Origin of the sequence: Nitratifractor salsuginis DSM 16511, from assembly GCF_000186245.1 — a bacterium.
GTDB lineage: Bacteria > Campylobacterota > Campylobacteria > Campylobacterales > Sulfurovaceae > Nitratifractor > Nitratifractor salsuginis.
In genome coordinates this window covers 501655-517833 of sequence record NC_014935.1, presented here as the reverse complement: position 1 = coordinate 517833, position 16179 = coordinate 501655, and the positions used below count along the sequence as shown (strand labels likewise).

General features: G+C 54.1%; 17 protein-coding genes. All 17 read right to left on the bottom strand.

What is annotated here, in order from left to right; translation table 11 throughout:
• Positions 1 to 16: 16 nt before the first annotated feature.
• The 17 genes from NITSA_RS02575 to gpmI all read right to left on the bottom strand — a co-directional run bounded on the left by NITSA_RS02575 (position 17) and on the right by gpmI (position 16161).
• A complete protein-coding gene (locus NITSA_RS02575; RefSeq protein WP_013553470.1) occupies positions 17 to 844 on the bottom strand; it encodes an ABC transporter permease in 828 nt (275 codons plus the stop codon).
• The gene (locus NITSA_RS02570) at positions 841 to 1323 is read right to left on the bottom strand and encodes a nitrous oxide reductase accessory protein NosL (RefSeq protein WP_013553469.1); all 483 of its coding nucleotides are present in this window, start codon (positions 1321 to 1323) and stop codon (positions 841 to 843) included. Before NITSA_RS02570 ends, NITSA_RS02575 begins: the two co-directional genes overlap by 4 nt.
• Positions 1304 to 1957, bottom strand: coding sequence for an ABC transporter ATP-binding protein (locus NITSA_RS02565; protein WP_013553468.1), 654 nt, complete (start codon positions 1955 to 1957; stop codon positions 1304 to 1306). Before NITSA_RS02565 ends, NITSA_RS02570 begins: the two co-directional genes overlap by 20 nt.
• Positions 1954 to 2865, bottom strand: coding sequence for a NapH/MauN family ferredoxin-type protein (locus NITSA_RS02560; protein WP_013553467.1), 912 nt, complete (start codon positions 2863 to 2865; stop codon positions 1954 to 1956). The genes NITSA_RS02565 and NITSA_RS02560 overlap by 4 nt, the downstream gene beginning before the upstream one ends.
• A 30-nt stretch (positions 2866 to 2895) precedes the next feature.
• A complete protein-coding gene (locus NITSA_RS02555; RefSeq protein ID WP_013553466.1) occupies positions 2896 to 3420 on the bottom strand; it encodes a c-type cytochrome in 525 nt (174 codons plus the stop codon).
• Positions 3417 to 3989, bottom strand: coding sequence for a c-type cytochrome (locus tag NITSA_RS02550; RefSeq protein ID WP_013553465.1), 573 nt, complete (start codon positions 3987 to 3989; stop codon positions 3417 to 3419). Before NITSA_RS02550 ends, NITSA_RS02555 begins: the two co-directional genes overlap by 4 nt.
• On the bottom strand, positions 3982 to 4785 hold the full coding sequence (locus NITSA_RS02545) for a 4Fe-4S dicluster domain-containing protein (RefSeq protein ID WP_013553464.1): 804 nt from the start codon (positions 4783 to 4785) through the stop codon (positions 3982 to 3984). The genes NITSA_RS02550 and NITSA_RS02545 overlap by 8 nt, the downstream gene beginning before the upstream one ends.
• Entirely contained in the window at positions 4782 to 6023 is a 1242-nt protein-coding gene (locus tag NITSA_RS02540) for a nitrous oxide reductase family maturation protein NosD (RefSeq protein ID WP_013553463.1), read from the bottom strand. Before NITSA_RS02540 ends, NITSA_RS02545 begins: the two co-directional genes overlap by 4 nt.
• A gap of 15 nt (positions 6024 to 6038) precedes the next feature.
• The gene (locus NITSA_RS02535; protein WP_013553462.1) at positions 6039 to 6827 is read right to left on the bottom strand and encodes a hypothetical protein; all 789 of its coding nucleotides are present in this window, start codon (positions 6825 to 6827) and stop codon (positions 6039 to 6041) included.
• A 184-nt stretch (positions 6828 to 7011) separates the two neighbouring features.
• Complete coding sequence (gene nosZ, locus NITSA_RS02530) at positions 7012 to 9618, bottom strand: Sec-dependent nitrous-oxide reductase (RefSeq protein ID WP_013553461.1); 2607 nt, start codon at positions 9616 to 9618, stop codon at positions 7012 to 7014.
• Positions 9619 to 9777: 159 nt separating this feature from the next.
• Positions 9778 to 10296, bottom strand: coding sequence for a hypothetical protein (locus NITSA_RS02525; RefSeq protein ID WP_013553460.1), 519 nt, complete (start codon positions 10294 to 10296; stop codon positions 9778 to 9780).
• Positions 10293 to 11390: a sensor histidine kinase gene (locus tag NITSA_RS02520; protein ID WP_013553459.1), complete on the bottom strand. Its 1098-nt coding sequence runs from the start codon at positions 11388 to 11390 to the stop codon at positions 10293 to 10295. Before NITSA_RS02520 ends, NITSA_RS02525 begins: the two co-directional genes overlap by 4 nt.
• On the bottom strand, positions 11377 to 12024 hold the full coding sequence (locus NITSA_RS02515; protein WP_013553458.1) for a response regulator transcription factor: 648 nt from the start codon (positions 12022 to 12024) through the stop codon (positions 11377 to 11379). The genes NITSA_RS02520 and NITSA_RS02515 overlap by 14 nt, the downstream gene beginning before the upstream one ends.
• 12 nt (positions 12025 to 12036) lie before the next feature.
• Positions 12037 to 12897 carry a sensor histidine kinase gene (locus NITSA_RS02510; RefSeq protein WP_013553457.1) on the bottom strand — a complete coding sequence of 287 codons (861 nt, stop codon included), beginning with the start codon at positions 12895 to 12897 and terminating at the stop codon, positions 12037 to 12039.
• Entirely contained in the window at positions 12894 to 13583 is a 690-nt protein-coding gene (locus NITSA_RS02505; RefSeq protein WP_013553456.1) for a response regulator transcription factor, read from the bottom strand. Before NITSA_RS02505 ends, NITSA_RS02510 begins: the two co-directional genes overlap by 4 nt.
• A gap of 301 nt (positions 13584 to 13884) precedes the next feature.
• Positions 13885 to 14628: a 3-oxoacyl-ACP reductase FabG gene (fabG, locus tag NITSA_RS02500; protein WP_013553455.1), complete on the bottom strand. Its 744-nt coding sequence runs from the start codon at positions 14626 to 14628 to the stop codon at positions 13885 to 13887.
• Positions 14629 to 14661: 33 nt separating this feature from the next.
• The gene (gene gpmI, locus NITSA_RS02495) at positions 14662 to 16161 is read right to left on the bottom strand and encodes a 2,3-bisphosphoglycerate-independent phosphoglycerate mutase (protein WP_013553454.1); all 1500 of its coding nucleotides are present in this window, start codon (positions 16159 to 16161) and stop codon (positions 14662 to 14664) included.
• Between the last annotated feature and the right edge of the window lie 18 nt (positions 16162 to 16179).

Sequence of the window (16179 nt, the reverse complement as noted above, 5' to 3'; positions counted from 1 at the left end):
TTTTATCCTCCATAGACTACAGTAGATCTTTGCGTCGGAATAGAGTATAACCCAAAAGTGCAAACACCATTCCCAAAACGATCGGATAGAGAACCGCATAGAGCATCAGGAGCGTATGCCCCAGTGAATCGAGCAGATAATAGGCCACCGGTCCGATCACCGTCAGCTCCGGATCGAAGAGGGCAATCGCCCCGATCCGGAAGGCTTCCATCGGATTGAGCATCGCGATCGTGATGATCACCCCGTCGGAGATGCGGTTTTGCATCATCAGGCCGATCAGGGCGACATCGATGAAAGCCAGCAGGATAATCCAGGTCATAAAGGCGATTCCCAAAGCCATGTCGTGGGATTTCACGGTGGTCGAGATGAAAAAGGCGATCCCCAGGAAAACGATACAGAGTGAAAAGATCAAAGCCGAGTAGAGCAGCACCATCGCCCAGGGGATGGCCGCTCCTTTGAGCGCCCCCCAGGCCACACCGATGATCAACGCGAAGATCACCGGCACAAAAACGGTGACGAAACGGCCCAGAAATTTACCCCAGTAATAATCGCGCAGGGAAATGGGGAAAGAGAGCATATATTCGAGGATATTGCTCTCCCGGTCGGCAGAGATCGATTTGACGGTGGTGATCAGGATAAAAATGGGCAGGATGATAATCGTCACCTGGATAAAGACCAGCAGAAGGCGGCTCAGGCCTGTAAAGCCCATTACCACCGAATCGGTGATCCCGCTGATAAAAAAGAGCCCCATCAGCCCGCCGAAGACTACGGCGTAGACGTAGAACCATTTCGATCGTAGCGACTCCCGGATGTCGAGATAGGCTACCAGCAGCAGATTTTTCACGGTTTTACCCCCCGCAGTTCATTATTTTTCGCTTCGATTTTTCGAATGACCTCTGCCGCTTCCTTGAAGTGGAGAACTTTGTGGCCTTTGGGAAAGGTTTTTTCGCTGAATGCAGCGATCCCATACGCCATCGGTGTGATCGAATCGTCAGTATAGAGCGCTTTTCGCGCATCGAGCCATTGGCCGGTTTTGGCGTCGGTCACCCAGATCTTCGCCCGGTCCTTCCAGGGGATATGCTCTTCGTCCATCCAGAGTACGGCACAGCCGATATCGTCGAATTTATACGTTTTGCCTGTGTTGGGATTGGTGATTTCCGCGGCATATTTCCGCTCGCTGAGCACCATTTTGCATCGCTCGCACATATCCCGGTCCCAGTGCACCGGCTCCGCTCCATCCTTTTGACGCTCTTTGCATCCGGAAAACAGAGGAAGGGCCACTCCCAGTGTCACCAAGAGAAAATCACGTCGCGATCGGTTCATCCTCGACCACCTTTCCCAGTTCCATATAGATTTTGCGGTTGATCAATCCTTCGAGCTCTTCGAGCCGGTGCGTGATGTAAATCGCCGAATAGTCATAATCGAGATCCGAGAGGAGCCGATAGAAGAGTTCCCGTGCCTTGGGATCGAGGCTGGCGGTCGGTTCATCGAAGACAAAGAGCCGACTCCGTCTGGCCAGGGCGATGGCGATGAGCAATTTCTGCTTCATCCCTCCGGAGAGTTTGAAAAAGGGTTTGGAGGCATGCTGCTTCACATCCAGCGCCATCCGCTCCGCCTGGGCGATCACCGCACCTTTGGGCGTGCCGGTGCTGCGTTCGATATACATCAACAGCTCATCCAGACTCAACTTCACCGGCGGAGGGAGCTGGGGGATAAAACCGATATGCCGTAGCACCTCTACCCGATCACGGATCGGATCTTTGCCCATCACACGGATCTCCCCCTCATCGAGATGGTAGAAGCCCAACATCGAACGCACCAGGGTCGTTTTACCCGCCCCGTTGGGTCCGAGCATAGCAATCCGTTCTCCCGCCTCGATGGAGAGGGTAATGCCGTCGAGCACCGGGGTGCCCATAAACTTTTTGCGGGCGTTGCGGATCTCGATGAGAGGACTCACACCAGATCCTTCAGCCGGAATGTGTAATTGTAGGCATCGGTATGGCAGACATCGAAACAACGGGCGCAGAGGGTGCAGTCCCCGTTGACGACGATCTGCTTGGTGATGCCCTTCTCTTTGCGCTCTTTGTCGTGTTTGGGCTTGATGAATTCCAACACGTGGTTCTCAAAGCAAGCGTCCAGACAGGCGCCGCAGTGATCGCACTTCTCCATATCCCATTGGACCTTCGTGGCGCTCACCCAGCCCAGCAGATTGTAGGTGGTCCCCACCGGGCAGATATATTTGCACCACATCCGCCGGGAGTAGAAGATCTCGAAGAGCAAAATAACCAAAACCCAGACGATCGCCAGACTCCAGCCGTAGACGATGAAACGGCTGAGGATTCCGATGGGATTGATCACTTCGAAAACCAAGAAGCCGTCGATGAACGTGACGACAAGAAAAACCGCCCAGAAAGCGAAACGGATCCTCGGATCCCAACTGCGTTCTTTGATGATCTTTTTGCGGACCAGCTTCTGATGCCAATACTCTCCGATCTCGCTCAAGATCCCGTAGGGGCAGGCCCAGGCACAGAAGCTCTTACCCCCGACCAGCAGGTAAAAGACCGCAATGGTCACCGAACCGATGATCATATTGGTGTGGATCGTATGGGTAGCCGCCCAGGTCTCCAACGCCGTAAAGAGATCGATCAGGTGAAAGCCCAGCAGACGCGATCCGCTCATGGTACCTTCGAGCAGCTGAATGTCGATATGGTAGGAGAGGAAAAAGGCGATGTTGATGAGAATGACACTCATCCAGCGCCAGAAACGCCACGTAGGGCGTATTTTTCCTTCCCGTGTCCGATAGTAGAACGTCGAAAAGAACGACGCATTGAGGATGTCGCGAATTGAACTGTTGTATCGATCCATAATCTATCCTTCTCCTCCTCGAGGATGGGCTCAGTTGCCCTGGGCTTTGAGCTTCGCTTCAAAGGTTCCGATCTCGTCGGCCAAAGCTTTGAGCTGGCTTTCATCCATTTTCGAAAGCAGGCCGTACATCACGTAGTTCTTTCGCTTGCCGCTCTTGAAATCCTCAAGCGCCTTGAGAACATAGTCGCTGGATTTGCCGATGAGTCTGGGACCGATGATCCCTTCGCCGTTGACTCCGTGGCAGGAGGAGCACTTCTGCTTATACAGAGGGCTGACCTTGAATGCCATAGCGTTTCCGGCCCGCTCACGCAGGGCTTTGAGTTTCTTCTGAAGCTCATCCTCTTTTTTCTTCGCTTCCTTATCGGCACTGGGGGCCGAAGCTGCCTGCACTACCTGTGTCGGCTCTTTTTTCTCAACCTTGACTTCCATCTTGGTCCGCTCAAGCAGCTTTTGGATCTCCCCGAAGCGATTGGCTTCTACATCCAGTTGATACATGTAATACATAGCCCACAGAGCCAACAGTGTTGCGATAGCCGCGATGATATGTCGAATCATTTTCTCCCCTCCCGAAGTTTTTGGATTTGTTTGTTAAACGCCGCGATTTCATCGGCGATCGCCTTGAGTTTTGCATCGTCGATCTGAGAAACCAGCTCTTTCATCAAAACGTTTTTCTTTTTACCCGTCTTGAAGTCGATCAGATGCTGATAGATATAATCTCCACTCTTGCCCAGAAGCGAAGGTCCGATCACTCCGTTGGCATAGTCGTCGTGACAGGGAGAACAGCGGACAATGAAATCCTTGCTCAGCTTTTTGATCATAAGGTTGATCTGAATCCGCTCGTAGGGCGAATGGATATGCAGATAGGCATCGAGCGTCGTGCGGGTCTTGGGCGGATTTTCGTCGCTGCTGTTCTTCTCGGTGTTGTAGGAGTAGTAGAACTGCCCGCTGTTGGCTTCGGACTTTTTGGACTCCTTTTGAATCTTCACAGCCCCCTGCGTCACTTTGATCTGCGGCGCAGCATTGCCTGAGGCCCCTTCCCCCTGGCTTTGGGATTCTTTCTTACCGCAACCGACCGTTCCCAAAGCAAGCAAAAGGCTGAGCGCCCATAAGCTCATTTTACGCATGATGCTCCCCTTTTTCACCGTAGATATCGGCGTAGGTCTTTCTCGGGATAATCTCGATCACATCGGTGGGACAAAGCTCCACACAGGCACCGCATCCCACACAGGCTTCCCGGATCTCGGGCAGCAGGCCGCCTCCCTTGGCTTTGACCATGCCGATCGCCTTGAGCGGCTCCGGATAGGGGCAGAGATCGGCACAGATGGTGCAGGGGTTCTCCTTGCGGTATTTTTCCAGCTTGAGGAGCAGTTGCTTTTGCAGCTTAGCCTTTTCGGGATCGGAGTCACTGATCTCGACATGATGGCTGCTGCGCTCCGCCGCGCTCAAGACCGTCGTATGGTCATAGATCCGGTCGATGGCCTCATCGGGAACCGGCGTCCCGGTCTTGGCCAGACAGGCACCGGGATTTTTGACCACGGCGATCCCCATATGGACAAATTCGATACTGTCGTGCTCGTGATCCAGCGCGCCGCTGGGACAAGCCAGAATGCAGGGAAAAGCATCGCAGAGATAGCAACCCCGATCCCTCGGTTCGATGTAGGCCATCCCCACCCCGACTTTTCCGTCGATGTCTTCGAGTCTGATGGCATCGTAGGGACAGACCTGGAGGCACTGCCCGCACTTGATACAGAGCCCGATAAATTCCTCTTCGGGTACCGCACCGGGCGGGCGCAGGCGCAGGGGCTCCGCTTTGAGATAGGAGGCACCGAAAATCCCTCCTGCCGCCGCCAGGCCCAAAACGCCCAGACCCGTCATCTGCTGGATGAATTGACGCCGTTTTTTGTTCGCTGCCGCACTCATCGTTTTCCTTCCTTTTCCAATGTTTGTTCCTCCATCACCGGATGGGGATCCTCCAAGAGCATGACCGGCTCCGATAGCGGGGCCAGTTTCGCCAGAAAGTTGAGAATGGAAATCACCGGCGACGCGTAGAAGAATTTGATGTTGGGGTTGCTCATCCACATCCGATCGGCATAATAATAGAGCCGATAGGGGGTATCACCGATCCCGTCACCGTTTTTGTCGAATCCTTCGTAATCATCCCAGTAATTCTCATCCCAATGGTTCTTCACCGAATGCAGGGTCACCTGATCGTCGTCGTAGACATTTTCGATGTTCCCCTTGAAAATATTGTGGTGAATGTAATTGTTGATACTCAGGGAGTGAAAATTGATCCCGATTGAGTTATAAACGATCCTATTGTATTCGATACTGTTGTTCTGATCGGGCTGAAAGGGCGAGCGATCGATATAGAGCCCGCGGGCACAATAGATCATCGTATTGTCCCTCAGGGTGAAATTGCTGCAATCCTTGAGCCCGATCCCCAGCCCCGTGGTACCGATGGAGCTTTTGATCACATTTCCCACCGCCACACTGTCCTGGGAATACATGAAGAAGATCCCCACCGAATTGTGCTCGTAAGTATTGAAGCGCACATCATTACGCCCCGCATACATGAAATGGAGCGAATATCGGCTGTACTCCCCGAAATTGTGGGCGATGGTATTGCCGTGACTGTACCAGACCACCATATCCCGCGAATGGGTAATGTGGTTGGCACTGACATTGTTGTCGTTGCTGTACCAGAGCCGCACCGCATCACCCCGCAATCCCAGACTAAAGGGTTTGGAGCGGATCCAGTTGCGGGTGATCTGTGACTCATTTACCTGCTCGAGATCGATTCCGAAAAGGCAATCGTCGATCCGACAGTGGTCCACCGTCAAATGCTTGAGCTTTTTGGCCGAGACCGCCGCATCCACCCGCTCGTGCTCCTGACCGCTGTGGAGGATCGTCAGATTCTTCAGGGTCACATAGTCACTGCGAACGGTGATCACCGTGCCGTTGCCGTCCCCGATGATCCGAGCGCTCTGATCCTCGGGACCCACGAGGATCAACGGTTTATCGATGCGGAGATTGCCGTGATACTCTCCCGCGGGCAGTTCCAGTTTGGAACCGGGCTGCGCTTTGTCGATCGCCGCCTGAAGCACATTGCCCGAGAGCAGACCCGTAACGGTAAAGATCATAACCGCGACCTTCCACATCGATGCATTCCCGACTCAGACCGTCTGCTGGGCCAGCCGACGGGCTTTACGTTTGGAGACGATCGCCAAAAGGCTGAAGAAGGCGATCGCCAGCAAGATCCAGAATCCTATAGTGGGATAGGAGTGGGTGGTAAACTGCGCCACCTTCCCATCCCCGAAGACCGTCGGCATGAAGGGTTTGATCTTGAAGGCCCCCCAGGCGTGCATATGGTGCCCGAACCAGTAGAGCCAGTAGGCATAGAAGCCCAGGAAGATTACCGGCAGCACCACCGGGATCCACATCAGCCAATCAAGAATCTTCCAATTGTAGAGCATATAGTAAACCATCAGCAGCGCCACCAGCACCAGAGCATAGGGCGCCAATGCGCGCAGGTAGGGAGCACCACGCTCCATCGGGTCCATCCCGATGAAGTGGTTGATGGTGTTCATTTCATGTACATCGCCGCTGAAGCCGTCGAAGTGATAATAGACCGGAATCCCGTTGGGAAAGGCCTTTTTGGGATAGTTGGGAGCCTCCAGCGCCACATACCAGATCGGTGCGCTGACCGCCGAAAGCTCCGCATCCTCATCGATCATCTTTTTCAAATCCCCCACAGCGTCTTTGGGGGTGTTGGGGCTGACATACTGCCCTTTGACATAATAGTTCCAAACCTTGTAGGCAATGGGCGGGATTTTGTCCACTTTGCCTTCCCTGGCCAGTTCGACCACATCATGGGTAAAAACCGCAGGAATCACGAAAAAGTAGAGCAAGAGCCCCAACGCGATCAACGTGAAAATCCTCGATTTCATCAATGAGCTTTTCATCCCCTCTCCTTCTTGAAAAATCTTGGTCGATTATACTCCAATCGCCCCCAAAAAGATTGACTGACGTCAATAAAAGCACTTAGGGCTATTTTTTCGTCAAATCTTTTTGGGGAAGCTTGGGAAATCTGTCTGAACAAACAATAGATAATTTCATATAGTGACCGGAGGGTTCCGGTCTCTTTTCTTAGAAGAGGTTGGCGTTCTTATCGATCCACTTGAGGTATTCGATAATATCGTCGACCTGCTTCTCGGTCATACCCTGGTTGGGCATACGGAGGTTGAAGTAGTTGGTCATCGACTTGATGTAGGGGTTGTTATACATCTTCTCGGGATGGAGAATCCACTCTTTGACCCACTTTTCACCATTCTTGTGTCTCTGCAGGACGCCGACCAGGTCGGGACCTGAGGAGACTTTACCGATGACGTGGCAGCCGTTACATCCGCCTTCGAGATAAGCTTCGTGGCCACGGCGTGCCGCTTCACTCATCGGGGTAGCCAGTTTCTTGACCAACAGGTCACGCGCACGGATACCGACGTCTGCGGTTTTGACCATATACTGCCAAACCATGTTTTGGAAGAGGATCGCTTTTTCGAGATCACCCTTCTTGTAAGCTTCTTCAGCCTTCTTCTGCTGCTCGGGGATCTTGCTGTACTGATCCAGAGCATCTTCGACCAGTTGCTTCACGACGGGATATTTCTCGTAGTGATTCTCTTTGAGGAACTTCACGACACTCTGAATGACCTTGTCGGTCGCTTTGTTGGTCGCGACGATCTTCTCGTACTCTTTCTCAAGCTGCTCTTTGGACATTTTGGCCATTTTGAGCTTCTTGGCGGAGACATAGTGTTTGTTGGGATCTTTGACCAAGAGGTAACCCATCATCTCCAGGTGCAGTGCCGAACAGAATTCCGTACAGTAGTAGGGGAAAACACCCTCACGATCGGCCTTGAAGGTCAGAGCGACTGTTTTGCCCGGCTCCAGAGAAGCATGGACATTGTATTGATCCACAGTGAATCCGTGGGTCTCGTCCTCTGCCCGCTCCAGGTTGGTCAGATAGAAAGTGACAGTATCACCCAGATTCACATTCACGTGCTCAGGATTGATGTGCGAACGGACCATCGTTCCATAGACATAGACATGGTTGCCTTTGCGCTCGATATGTTCCTGACCTGCCAGGGTCTTGCCGCGATGGGGCTTGCCGGTGAAGGGGTTGGTTCCCATTTTGTAGCGAACCTCAGGCTTGAGCTTGCTGGCACGGATCGCTACCGCCTGGTGAGGCTCGCCCAGAGGAATCGGCATATCGTAGAGCAGCTGCATTTTCTTGCCGCGGATATCGATGAGCTGGTGGTTCTGCGGGTGCAGAGGCCCGATCTCGTTGAAGCGGTCGATGGCCAGTTTGTTCAACGCGATGATGTAATCACCCTGGGGATCCTCGGTCTTGCCTTCCATACCGCAGAGGTGGCCGATGTTGTAGTTGACATTCTGGCGATCTTCCACTTTACAGGTCAGGTAGTTCCACTTGACGACCTGGCTGTCGACGTAAAGTGATGTATAGATCTCGCCTTGCTTTTTCCAATGCTTACCGAATTGGTTGTGCAGGGGCCCGAGGCCCAGCTCAGCCTGGCAGTGCATCGCCTTTTTCATATCGATGATGGGAATGCCGTAGGGATCTTTTCCTACAAAATCTTTGTTTTTGATCGCCTTTTGAATCTTGTCCCAGCTGTAAACCGTCGCATGGGTATCGAGCTTTCCGCAGACGACAATGTATTTACCGTCGGGAGAGACATCGACTCCGTGAGGCGATTTGGGTTCGGGAATCAAGAACAGAGCGTTGTTCTTGACGGCGACATCGATGGGAACGACTCTCATCCCGTTGATGACTTTGACATTCTTGGGATCTTTGGCCAGTTCGGCGAGTTTCTTCCAATTGTAGACATGGAGGAAGTCGGTATCGTTCCGGCTACACCCGGCTTCGAAAGGAGGCAGACCCTTTTCGATACCACCGGTGTACATTTCGGAGTTGAAGCTGTTGGTAAAGCCCCAGCCGTAGCTGGCCTCTTTACCCGCGTCGCTCAAATCCTGCATATAGGGAGGGAATTCGATCGTAAAGGATTTGTCCGGCAGAATCCGTCCGATCTTGGGATCGAATTTCCAAACGGTTACCCCGCCCCGATAAGTCTCTTTGTATTCACTCATCGGGTGCCAATTGTTATCCAGCGGGGCTGCATACTGACACGCTTCGAGGATATATTCACTGTTCGGAGTGAAGAAAGCTCCACCGTGATCCGATTTGAAGAGCGGGTTGACAACGATCTGCTTGGTAACGAAGTCGTTCAGATCGATGACGGCAATACGCGGGTTGGCTTTGTCGTTGATGACGAGCCATTTCCCGTCATAACGTCCGTTGGTCTCGGAAAGCGCCGGGTGGTGGGTATCCCCCCAGGTGATCTGCTTGCCGCGGATCTTGCCCTCGGCCAGAATCTTTTTGGTGTCGTCGTCATAACCCCAACCCTGCCAAGGCTCGGGAGTAAAGACACCGATGTATTTGAGGATCCGCATCGAAGGAACCCCATAGACCAACATCTGCCCCGATTGACCGCCCGAGCTGAAGACAATGTACTTGTCCCGCCCGCCGCTGGGGGTATAAGTCTTGGCGGCTGCCAGCAGATCCTGCTGGGTCAAGCCGCGCTCCTTCATTACCTTTTCAAGTTCACTGTTATCCGCAGAGACCATCGACACCCCGACCAGGGCCCCGATGGCCGCCAGCGACAAGCGTTTGACCATCGAATTCATTCTACACTCCTTTGAGAATCTTACGCAGCACAGCATAATATGCCATCCCGCATCCTTCAATTCTAGTGCAAAAAAAATTTAGAACTCTTGATCTATGTTAAGTTTTTTTAACAAAGTGATGGGAAAGTAATAGGATTGATAAGTTTTGGAGTCTGAGGTTTAACGCCTCTTCTCCTTCAGGATCTCTTCGGGAGAGGGCATCCTGGCCGGACGGCGACGTTTTTGCGTGGCTTTGTGAAAAAATCTTCGGAGCGAACGGCGGACCCGGTTCATCATACACCCGACACTCCGGCAGGTACGTCGGACGTGGGAATGCCGCCTCTTTCCTGAGCTACCACTCTTCTTCTGCCCGGCACTCTTCGATTTTTCTCCCCCGGTTCTATCTTGTTTGAGTTTTTTCAGTTTGATCGCCTCGACGATGGCGAGCTTCTGTTCTCCGGTCACCTGCTCCACGATGCGGGTGCGAATTTGCGGCAGGAGTCTCTTTTTTTCACCGGGTGGCGCCGAGCGATAACGGTCGATCAGACGGTCCAGTTCCGACTCGTTTTTTGCCGAATCGGATCCAAGTGGCTTCGACCCCTGATCTATAGAGGGGGAAGGAGCCTCTGTTGCCGGACCGGCATAGAGCGCCGCCGCCAGAAAAAACAACGGGCCGAAGAGTTTGATCAGGATTTTCATCCCTCCGTTTCCTCTGATGCCGAATCTTCATTTCCTTTGGATGAGTGCGCAATGCCCGAAAGATCAAGGACGACTTCCGTCCCCTGATCCACTTCGCTCTGGAGGCGAAGGGGGATCCCCATCTCATCCGCCAGTTTTTTGACGATGTGCAACCCCAGACCCAGCCCCCGTTCTCCCTCTTTATAGTAGCGCTGAAAAGCCCGTTCCGGATGGGCCATCCCCTTGCCGGTATCCGAGATTTTCAAAAGCTTCCCTTCCAGCGAGACAATCACCTTGCCGTTGGGCCGGTTGTATTTCCCCGCATTGCTCAGGAGGTTTTCGATGATCCGCAAAAAGGCTTCCCGATTACACTCAAGCGACAAGTCCTTCGCGAGATTGAGCTCGAAGCTAAGGCCCGGATAGAGGGCTCGAAAAAATTCCAAACGTTCCTGAAGAAGCTCCCGAAGAGAACAGCGCTCCATCTGCCCCTCCTGACGGCTCAAAAAGGCCCGGAGATTCGACTGAAAGGCGTGGATGGTCCCCAAAGCGCCGAACATCCGCTTCATCGTCCGGTCTTCGCCATAACGTTTCTGAAGAATATTGAGATTGATCCGAAGAGAACTCAGCGGGGTATTGAGATCATGGAGGACATCCCGCACGAACTCTTCATTGAGCTCCAGGGCCCGCTTAAGGGGATAGAGCGTATAGAGTGCCAGCAGAAAAGAGATCGCGGCGATCACCAGCAGATAGAGTTCCCATCCCGCGAAACTCTCCCGGCGGATCTGATCGAGCATCGCCTGATAATTCGAAAGAGGCAAAGAGAGCTTGAGCAGATATTTTTGACTTCCCGGGATTTCGAAGTAGGCGAAGACCCCACTCTCTCCTTTATAAAGGTGCATCAGATCCTTGTGCTCCTCCTTCGTTTCGAAATCCACATCGAAGCGGTCGCCCACCGGATGGAAACTATACAGACGCATCTCATTGAGGATCCGATCTTCCAGGTGGCGTTGACGGTCCCGGTAATTCAGTGTCGCTACGAGAAAGTAAAGCGCCGACATCAGCAGAAAAAAGAGCACGAAGCTCTTGATCAGGGATTCGAGCTCATACTTTTTCAAGCAGATACCCCTGTCCGCGCACATTGGTGATATCGATGCCGATCTTTTTTTTGAGTTTGGCGATCGTCACCCGCAACGCATTGAGGTTGGAGCGATCCAGCAGATCCAGCAGCTCCTGGGTCGGCACCAGCTGCCCTTCCCTCTCCAGCAGGGTGCTGAATATCCGCCCCTGGATTTCACCCAGATAGAGGACTTCACCATCGGGGCGCAGGATCTTCCCGCTCTCCGGCTCGTAGCGTAATTCCCCATACTCCAGCATCCTTCCGGGTTCATCCGCCTCCGTGCGAAAGTGATGGCGTATGCGCAGGATGAGTTCCTCCGGGTCAAACGGTTTTTTCAAATAATCCACCGCCCCCAGGTCGAACCCCTGCGTGATGGTTTTGATATCGGTCAAAGCGGAGATATAGATCGCCGGAGTCGTATCCTCGGCTTCATAGAGCTCCTTGAGGACCTCCAGGCCGTTGACATCCGGGACATTGATATCGAGGATATAGAGGTCATAACGGTTGTCGAAGGTCCGATCGAAAACCTCTTCACCCTGTGTCACCCGCTCTACCTCGAACCCCTCGATCTCCAGGTACTCCTCCAGACTCTCTCCCAACAATGTATCGTCTTCAAGCAATAGAATTTTCATAATCCGATTATATTACCTCTGTATGTGCCGAGTATTACCTGAGCCTTTGCCCCGAAAATCGAGGATCACATCCGTCCCTTCGCCCGGCCTCGATCGGATCTTCAACCCGATCCCCTCCTCATCGCAGTAACGCTTGACCAGCGCCAGGCCGATCCCCTCGCCCCGGACATTCCGATCACTCTGATAGTAGCGCTCGAAAATCCGCAAAAGCTCATTCTCATCCATCCCGATCCCCCGGTCCCGGATCGTCAATTCCCCCTGCGAGAGCGTCACATCGATCGGCTCGGCTTTCTCAGAATACTTGAGAGCATTTTCCAGGAGGTTGTCCAATATCTGCTCCATCCCGATCCTGTCGGCTTCGAGGATCAGCGGTTCGAGACGGGTCACGATCGGATTGCGTTTCATCTCTCCGAATTGGGCCACCCGCTCTTCGACCAGACCGGCCAGGTCGAAGCGCTCTTTCTCCACTGGAGCGATCTGGCGTTTGATGTTGTAGGAAAGTTCGCGGTAGAGACGGGTCAGGCGCTTCGAAGCCCCCTCGATTCTGCTCAGACGCCGCAGGGTCCGCTCATCCCGGGTATTTCGGAGAATCATCGCCAGATTGGCTTCGATGGTCGAAAGGGGCAGATTGATCTCGTGGAGCACTTCACGGACCAGATGCTCCAGCTCCGCCTCCTGGCGTTTTTTGGGCTCGAGGAGCTGGGTGAGGAAGATGTACCCGACGATCAGGGCAGCAGGCAGAAGAATCGCCAGCGCCGTGAGGTAATTGGCGGCACTGAAGCCCTCCTGGACGAGAAAGAGAAAATGAATCCCGAAAAAGGCTGCCAGGATGATCCCAAAGATCGCCAGCGCCCCCCACAGCTCCCGCTTCACACCCTCTCCTCATTGACGTGGGAAAGATCGAAGCGGTAACCCACTCCCCGGATATTCTCTATGGCATCGGGGAAAAGCTTTTTGAGCCGGGCGATGTAGACCCGGATCGCCCCTTCACTCGCCTCCTCGTCAGAGTGCCAGAGGCGCTCCTTGATCGCTTCCTGGGTGACCACTTCACCGGAACGCTCGACGAAAAGCTCCAGCAGATCATAGAGTTTTCGCCCCAGCTTCATCGGCTGCCCATCCAGGAAAAGATCGCGACTTCGGGTATCCATCCGATAAGGACCCAAAGGGATATTTCTCTGAGGGTTTTTCCGGCGGAGCGCTGCTCGGACCCTGGCGCTGAGCTCGTCCAGATCCACCGGTTTGCGCAGGTAGTCATCGGCTCCGATCGCGAAGCCCTCCAGCAGGGAGGCCTTGTCTTCCCTGCTGGTCAGGAAAATCACCGGGGTCCTGTCCCCGCTCTCACGCAGCTGACGGAAAGTCTCCAAGCCGTTTTGAAACGGCAGATTGATATCAAAAAGATAGAGGTCGAAGGGCTCTTGATAGCAGACATCGAAAGCACTTTGAGGATCGTAGCAAGGGTGAACCGCAAACCCCTCTTCCTCCAGCCAGTCGCAGAGGGTTTCACTGTAGAGCCGGTCATCCTCCAGCAGCAGGATCTTCCCAGCGGTCTGCTCGTTCATCTCACTCCTTTACCCTCGCTGACTATAGTTTAACGGCCTCCGGTTTCGCGCCTACCGGCGACACGCAGGTGTCACCGGCTTCACGGCGCACGCTTTTCAAGCTTCCCTGCCTTCGGCGGTGCAGGCTTTCGCCCGCACATCACCTCCGGTTTCGCGCCTACCGGCGACACGCAGGTGTCACCGGCTTGACGGCGCACGCTTTTCAAGCTTCCCTGCCTTCGGCGGTGCAGGCTTTCGCCCGCACATCGCCTCCGGTTTCGCACCTACCGGCGACACGCAGGTGTCACCGGCTTCACGGCGCTCACATCATCATGCCGCCGTTGACTTTTAGGGTCTCTCCGGTGACATAGGAGGCGTGGTCACTGAGCAAAAATGCGATCGCCTCTGCCACCTCAGCCGGTTCTCCGAAACGTCCCAAGGGGATCTTGGCAATGAAAGCCTCTTTGATCTCCTCCTTGAGCACATCGGTCATCTCCGTGGCGATAAAACCGGGGGTGACGACGTTGTAGCGGATCCCGCGGGGGGCCGCTTCCTGGGCGAAGCTTTTGGTCATGGCGATCATCCCCCCCTTGCTGGCGGCGTAGTTGGTCTGACCCGCATTGCCGGTCTCGCCCACGATACTGGCTACATTGACCACGGAGCCGAAACGCTTCTTGCCCATCACTTTGAGGGCTTCCCGGCATCCGATGAAGGCTGACTTGAGGTTGGCCTCGATCACGGCCATAAACTCTTCGGTCTTCATCCGCATCGCCAGTTTGTCCTTGGTGATGCCGGCATTGTTGACCAGATAGCTGAGTTCCCCATCCTCTTCGACGATCCGCTTGATCGCCGAAACGAAGGCTTCCTCGTCGGTCACGTCAAAGCCCACCGTTTCAGCCTGACTTCCAGCCGCCAGAATCTCACTCTTGACCGCTTCGGCCTCTTCGGCTCCGCTGCGATAGTTGATCCAAACCTTCAGCCCGTATCCCGCCAGAGTTTTGGCGATCTGGGCTCCGATTCCCCGGCTGGCACCCGTGACCAGCACATTCTTTCCGCTAAATTTCATTGACTGCTCCTTTGATAGTTATATGATCGGCATTTACGCCTCGTGGGCGATGAGGGACTCATCCATCTCTTCGGGCTTCTCAAGCCCCATCAGCTCCAGCACCGTCGGAGCAATGTTGTTCAGCCCGCCGTGCTCTTTGAGTTTTGTCACCCCGGGCGCTTTGACAAAGGCCCAGACATCCCCGACGGTGTGGTTGGTGAGCATATTCCCTTCGCTGTCGCACATCTCTTCGCAGTTGCCGTGATCGGAGGTCAGAACGATGTTATAGCCTAGTTTGTCGGCTTTCTCGACGATCTGCCCCAGCTCACGATCTACCGCTTCCACCGCTTTGACCGCGGCATCGAAGTTTCCGGTATGGCCCACCATATCGCCGTTGGCGAAGTTGACGACGATGAAATCGTAGCCTTCATCCATCGCCTTGCGGACCGCCTCTCCCACTTCGGGAGCACTCATCTCCGGCTTAAGATCATAGGTCTTGACCTGGGGGCTGGGGATCAATACCCGGCTCTCCCCTTCCACAGGCTCTTCCACACCGCCGTTAAAAAAGAAGGTCACGTGGGCATACTTCTCCGTCTCCGCTGTATGGAGTTGCCGCAATCCCGCCCGGCTGATCACCTCCGCCAGAGTATTTTCGGGCGCCTCTTTGGGAAAGAGGACCGGATAGGGGAAGGAAGCGTCATACTGAGTCATCGTGGCGATATTGAGCTTGAGGGGTTTACGCTCAAATTTATCAAAGTCGGGATCCCCCAGAGCGGTCGTGATCTCCCGCACCCGATCGGAGCGGAAATTGGCCACGATCACCCCGTCATTGTTTTGCATCCCTTCATAGCCTTCAAAAGCCGTCGGAATGATGAACTCATCAGTGATCCCCTCGTCGTAACTTTTGAGCACATACTCCACAGGGCCAAAATGGGTCTTGGGCATTGCCTCGGCGATGGCCCGGTATCCTTTCTCCACCCGTTCCCAGCGGTTGTCCCGGTCCATCGTGTAGAAACGCCCTCCCAGGCTGGCGATCCGGATATCTTCGTCGAGAATCTCTTCCACCTGCTTCAGATACTCCGGTGCCGAAGTGGGCGAGACATCCCGGCCGTCGGTGATCAGATGCAGCCATACCTTCTTGCCCATCCCTTTCAGGATCTTCACCAGACCCAGAATGTGGGTCAGATGAGAGTGGACTCCTCCATCGCTCATCAGCCCGATGATGTGCATATCGTTGCTTTTCTCAGCCGTCTCCACCAGCGCCGGGTTCCTGGCCAGCGAACCGTCCTCCAGGGCCAGGGAGATCTTCACCAGGTCCTGGTAGAGCACCCGTCCGCTGCCGATAGTCATATGCCCCACTTCCGAATTGCCCATCTGCCCTTCCGGCAATCCTACGCTCAAACCGTAAGTGGAAATGAGGGTATGGGGCACTTCGGCAAAGAGCTTCTCGTAGGTAGGTTTTTGGGCCGCTTCGAAGGCATTGGCGGCACTGCCGGGTTTGTGTCCGATTCCGTCGGTAATAATCAGAACTGTCTTTTTTTGCTTATGTTCCACGCAGCCTCTCCACGAAAA

Coding starts and splice junctions, on each gene's coding strand:
- NITSA_RS02570 (WP_013553469.1), bottom strand. CDS start 1,323: ATGAACCGATCGCGACGTGATTTTCTCTTGGTGACACTGGGAGTGGCC.
- NITSA_RS02560 (WP_013553467.1), bottom strand. CDS start 2,865: ATGGATCGATACAACAGTTCAATTCGCGACATCCTCAATGCGTCGTTC.
- NITSA_RS02555 (WP_013553466.1), bottom strand. CDS start 3,420: ATGATTCGACATATCATCGCGGCTATCGCAACACTGTTGGCTCTGTGG.
- NITSA_RS02550 (WP_013553465.1), bottom strand. CDS start 3,989: ATGCGTAAAATGAGCTTATGGGCGCTCAGCCTTTTGCTTGCTTTGGGA.
- NITSA_RS02545 (WP_013553464.1), bottom strand. CDS start 4,785: ATGAGTGCGGCAGCGAACAAAAAACGGCGTCAATTCATCCAGCAGATG.
- NITSA_RS02540 (WP_013553463.1), bottom strand. CDS start 6,023: ATGTGGAAGGTCGCGGTTATGATCTTTACCGTTACGGGTCTGCTCTCG.
- NITSA_RS02535 (WP_013553462.1), bottom strand. CDS start 6,827: ATGAAAAGCTCATTGATGAAATCGAGGATTTTCACGTTGATCGCGTTG.
- nosZ (WP_013553461.1), bottom strand. CDS start 9,618: ATGAATTCGATGGTCAAACGCTTGTCGCTGGCGGCCATCGGGGCCCTG.
- NITSA_RS02525 (WP_013553460.1), bottom strand. CDS start 10,296: ATGAAAATCCTGATCAAACTCTTCGGCCCGTTGTTTTTTCTGGCGGCG.
- NITSA_RS02515 (WP_013553458.1), bottom strand. CDS start 12,024: ATGAAAATTCTATTGCTTGAAGACGATACATTGTTGGGAGAGAGTCTG.
- NITSA_RS02505 (WP_013553456.1), bottom strand. CDS start 13,583: ATGAACGAGCAGACCGCTGGGAAGATCCTGCTGCTGGAGGATGACCGG.
- fabG (WP_013553455.1), bottom strand. CDS start 14,628: ATGAAATTTAGCGGAAAGAATGTGCTGGTCACGGGTGCCAGCCGGGGA.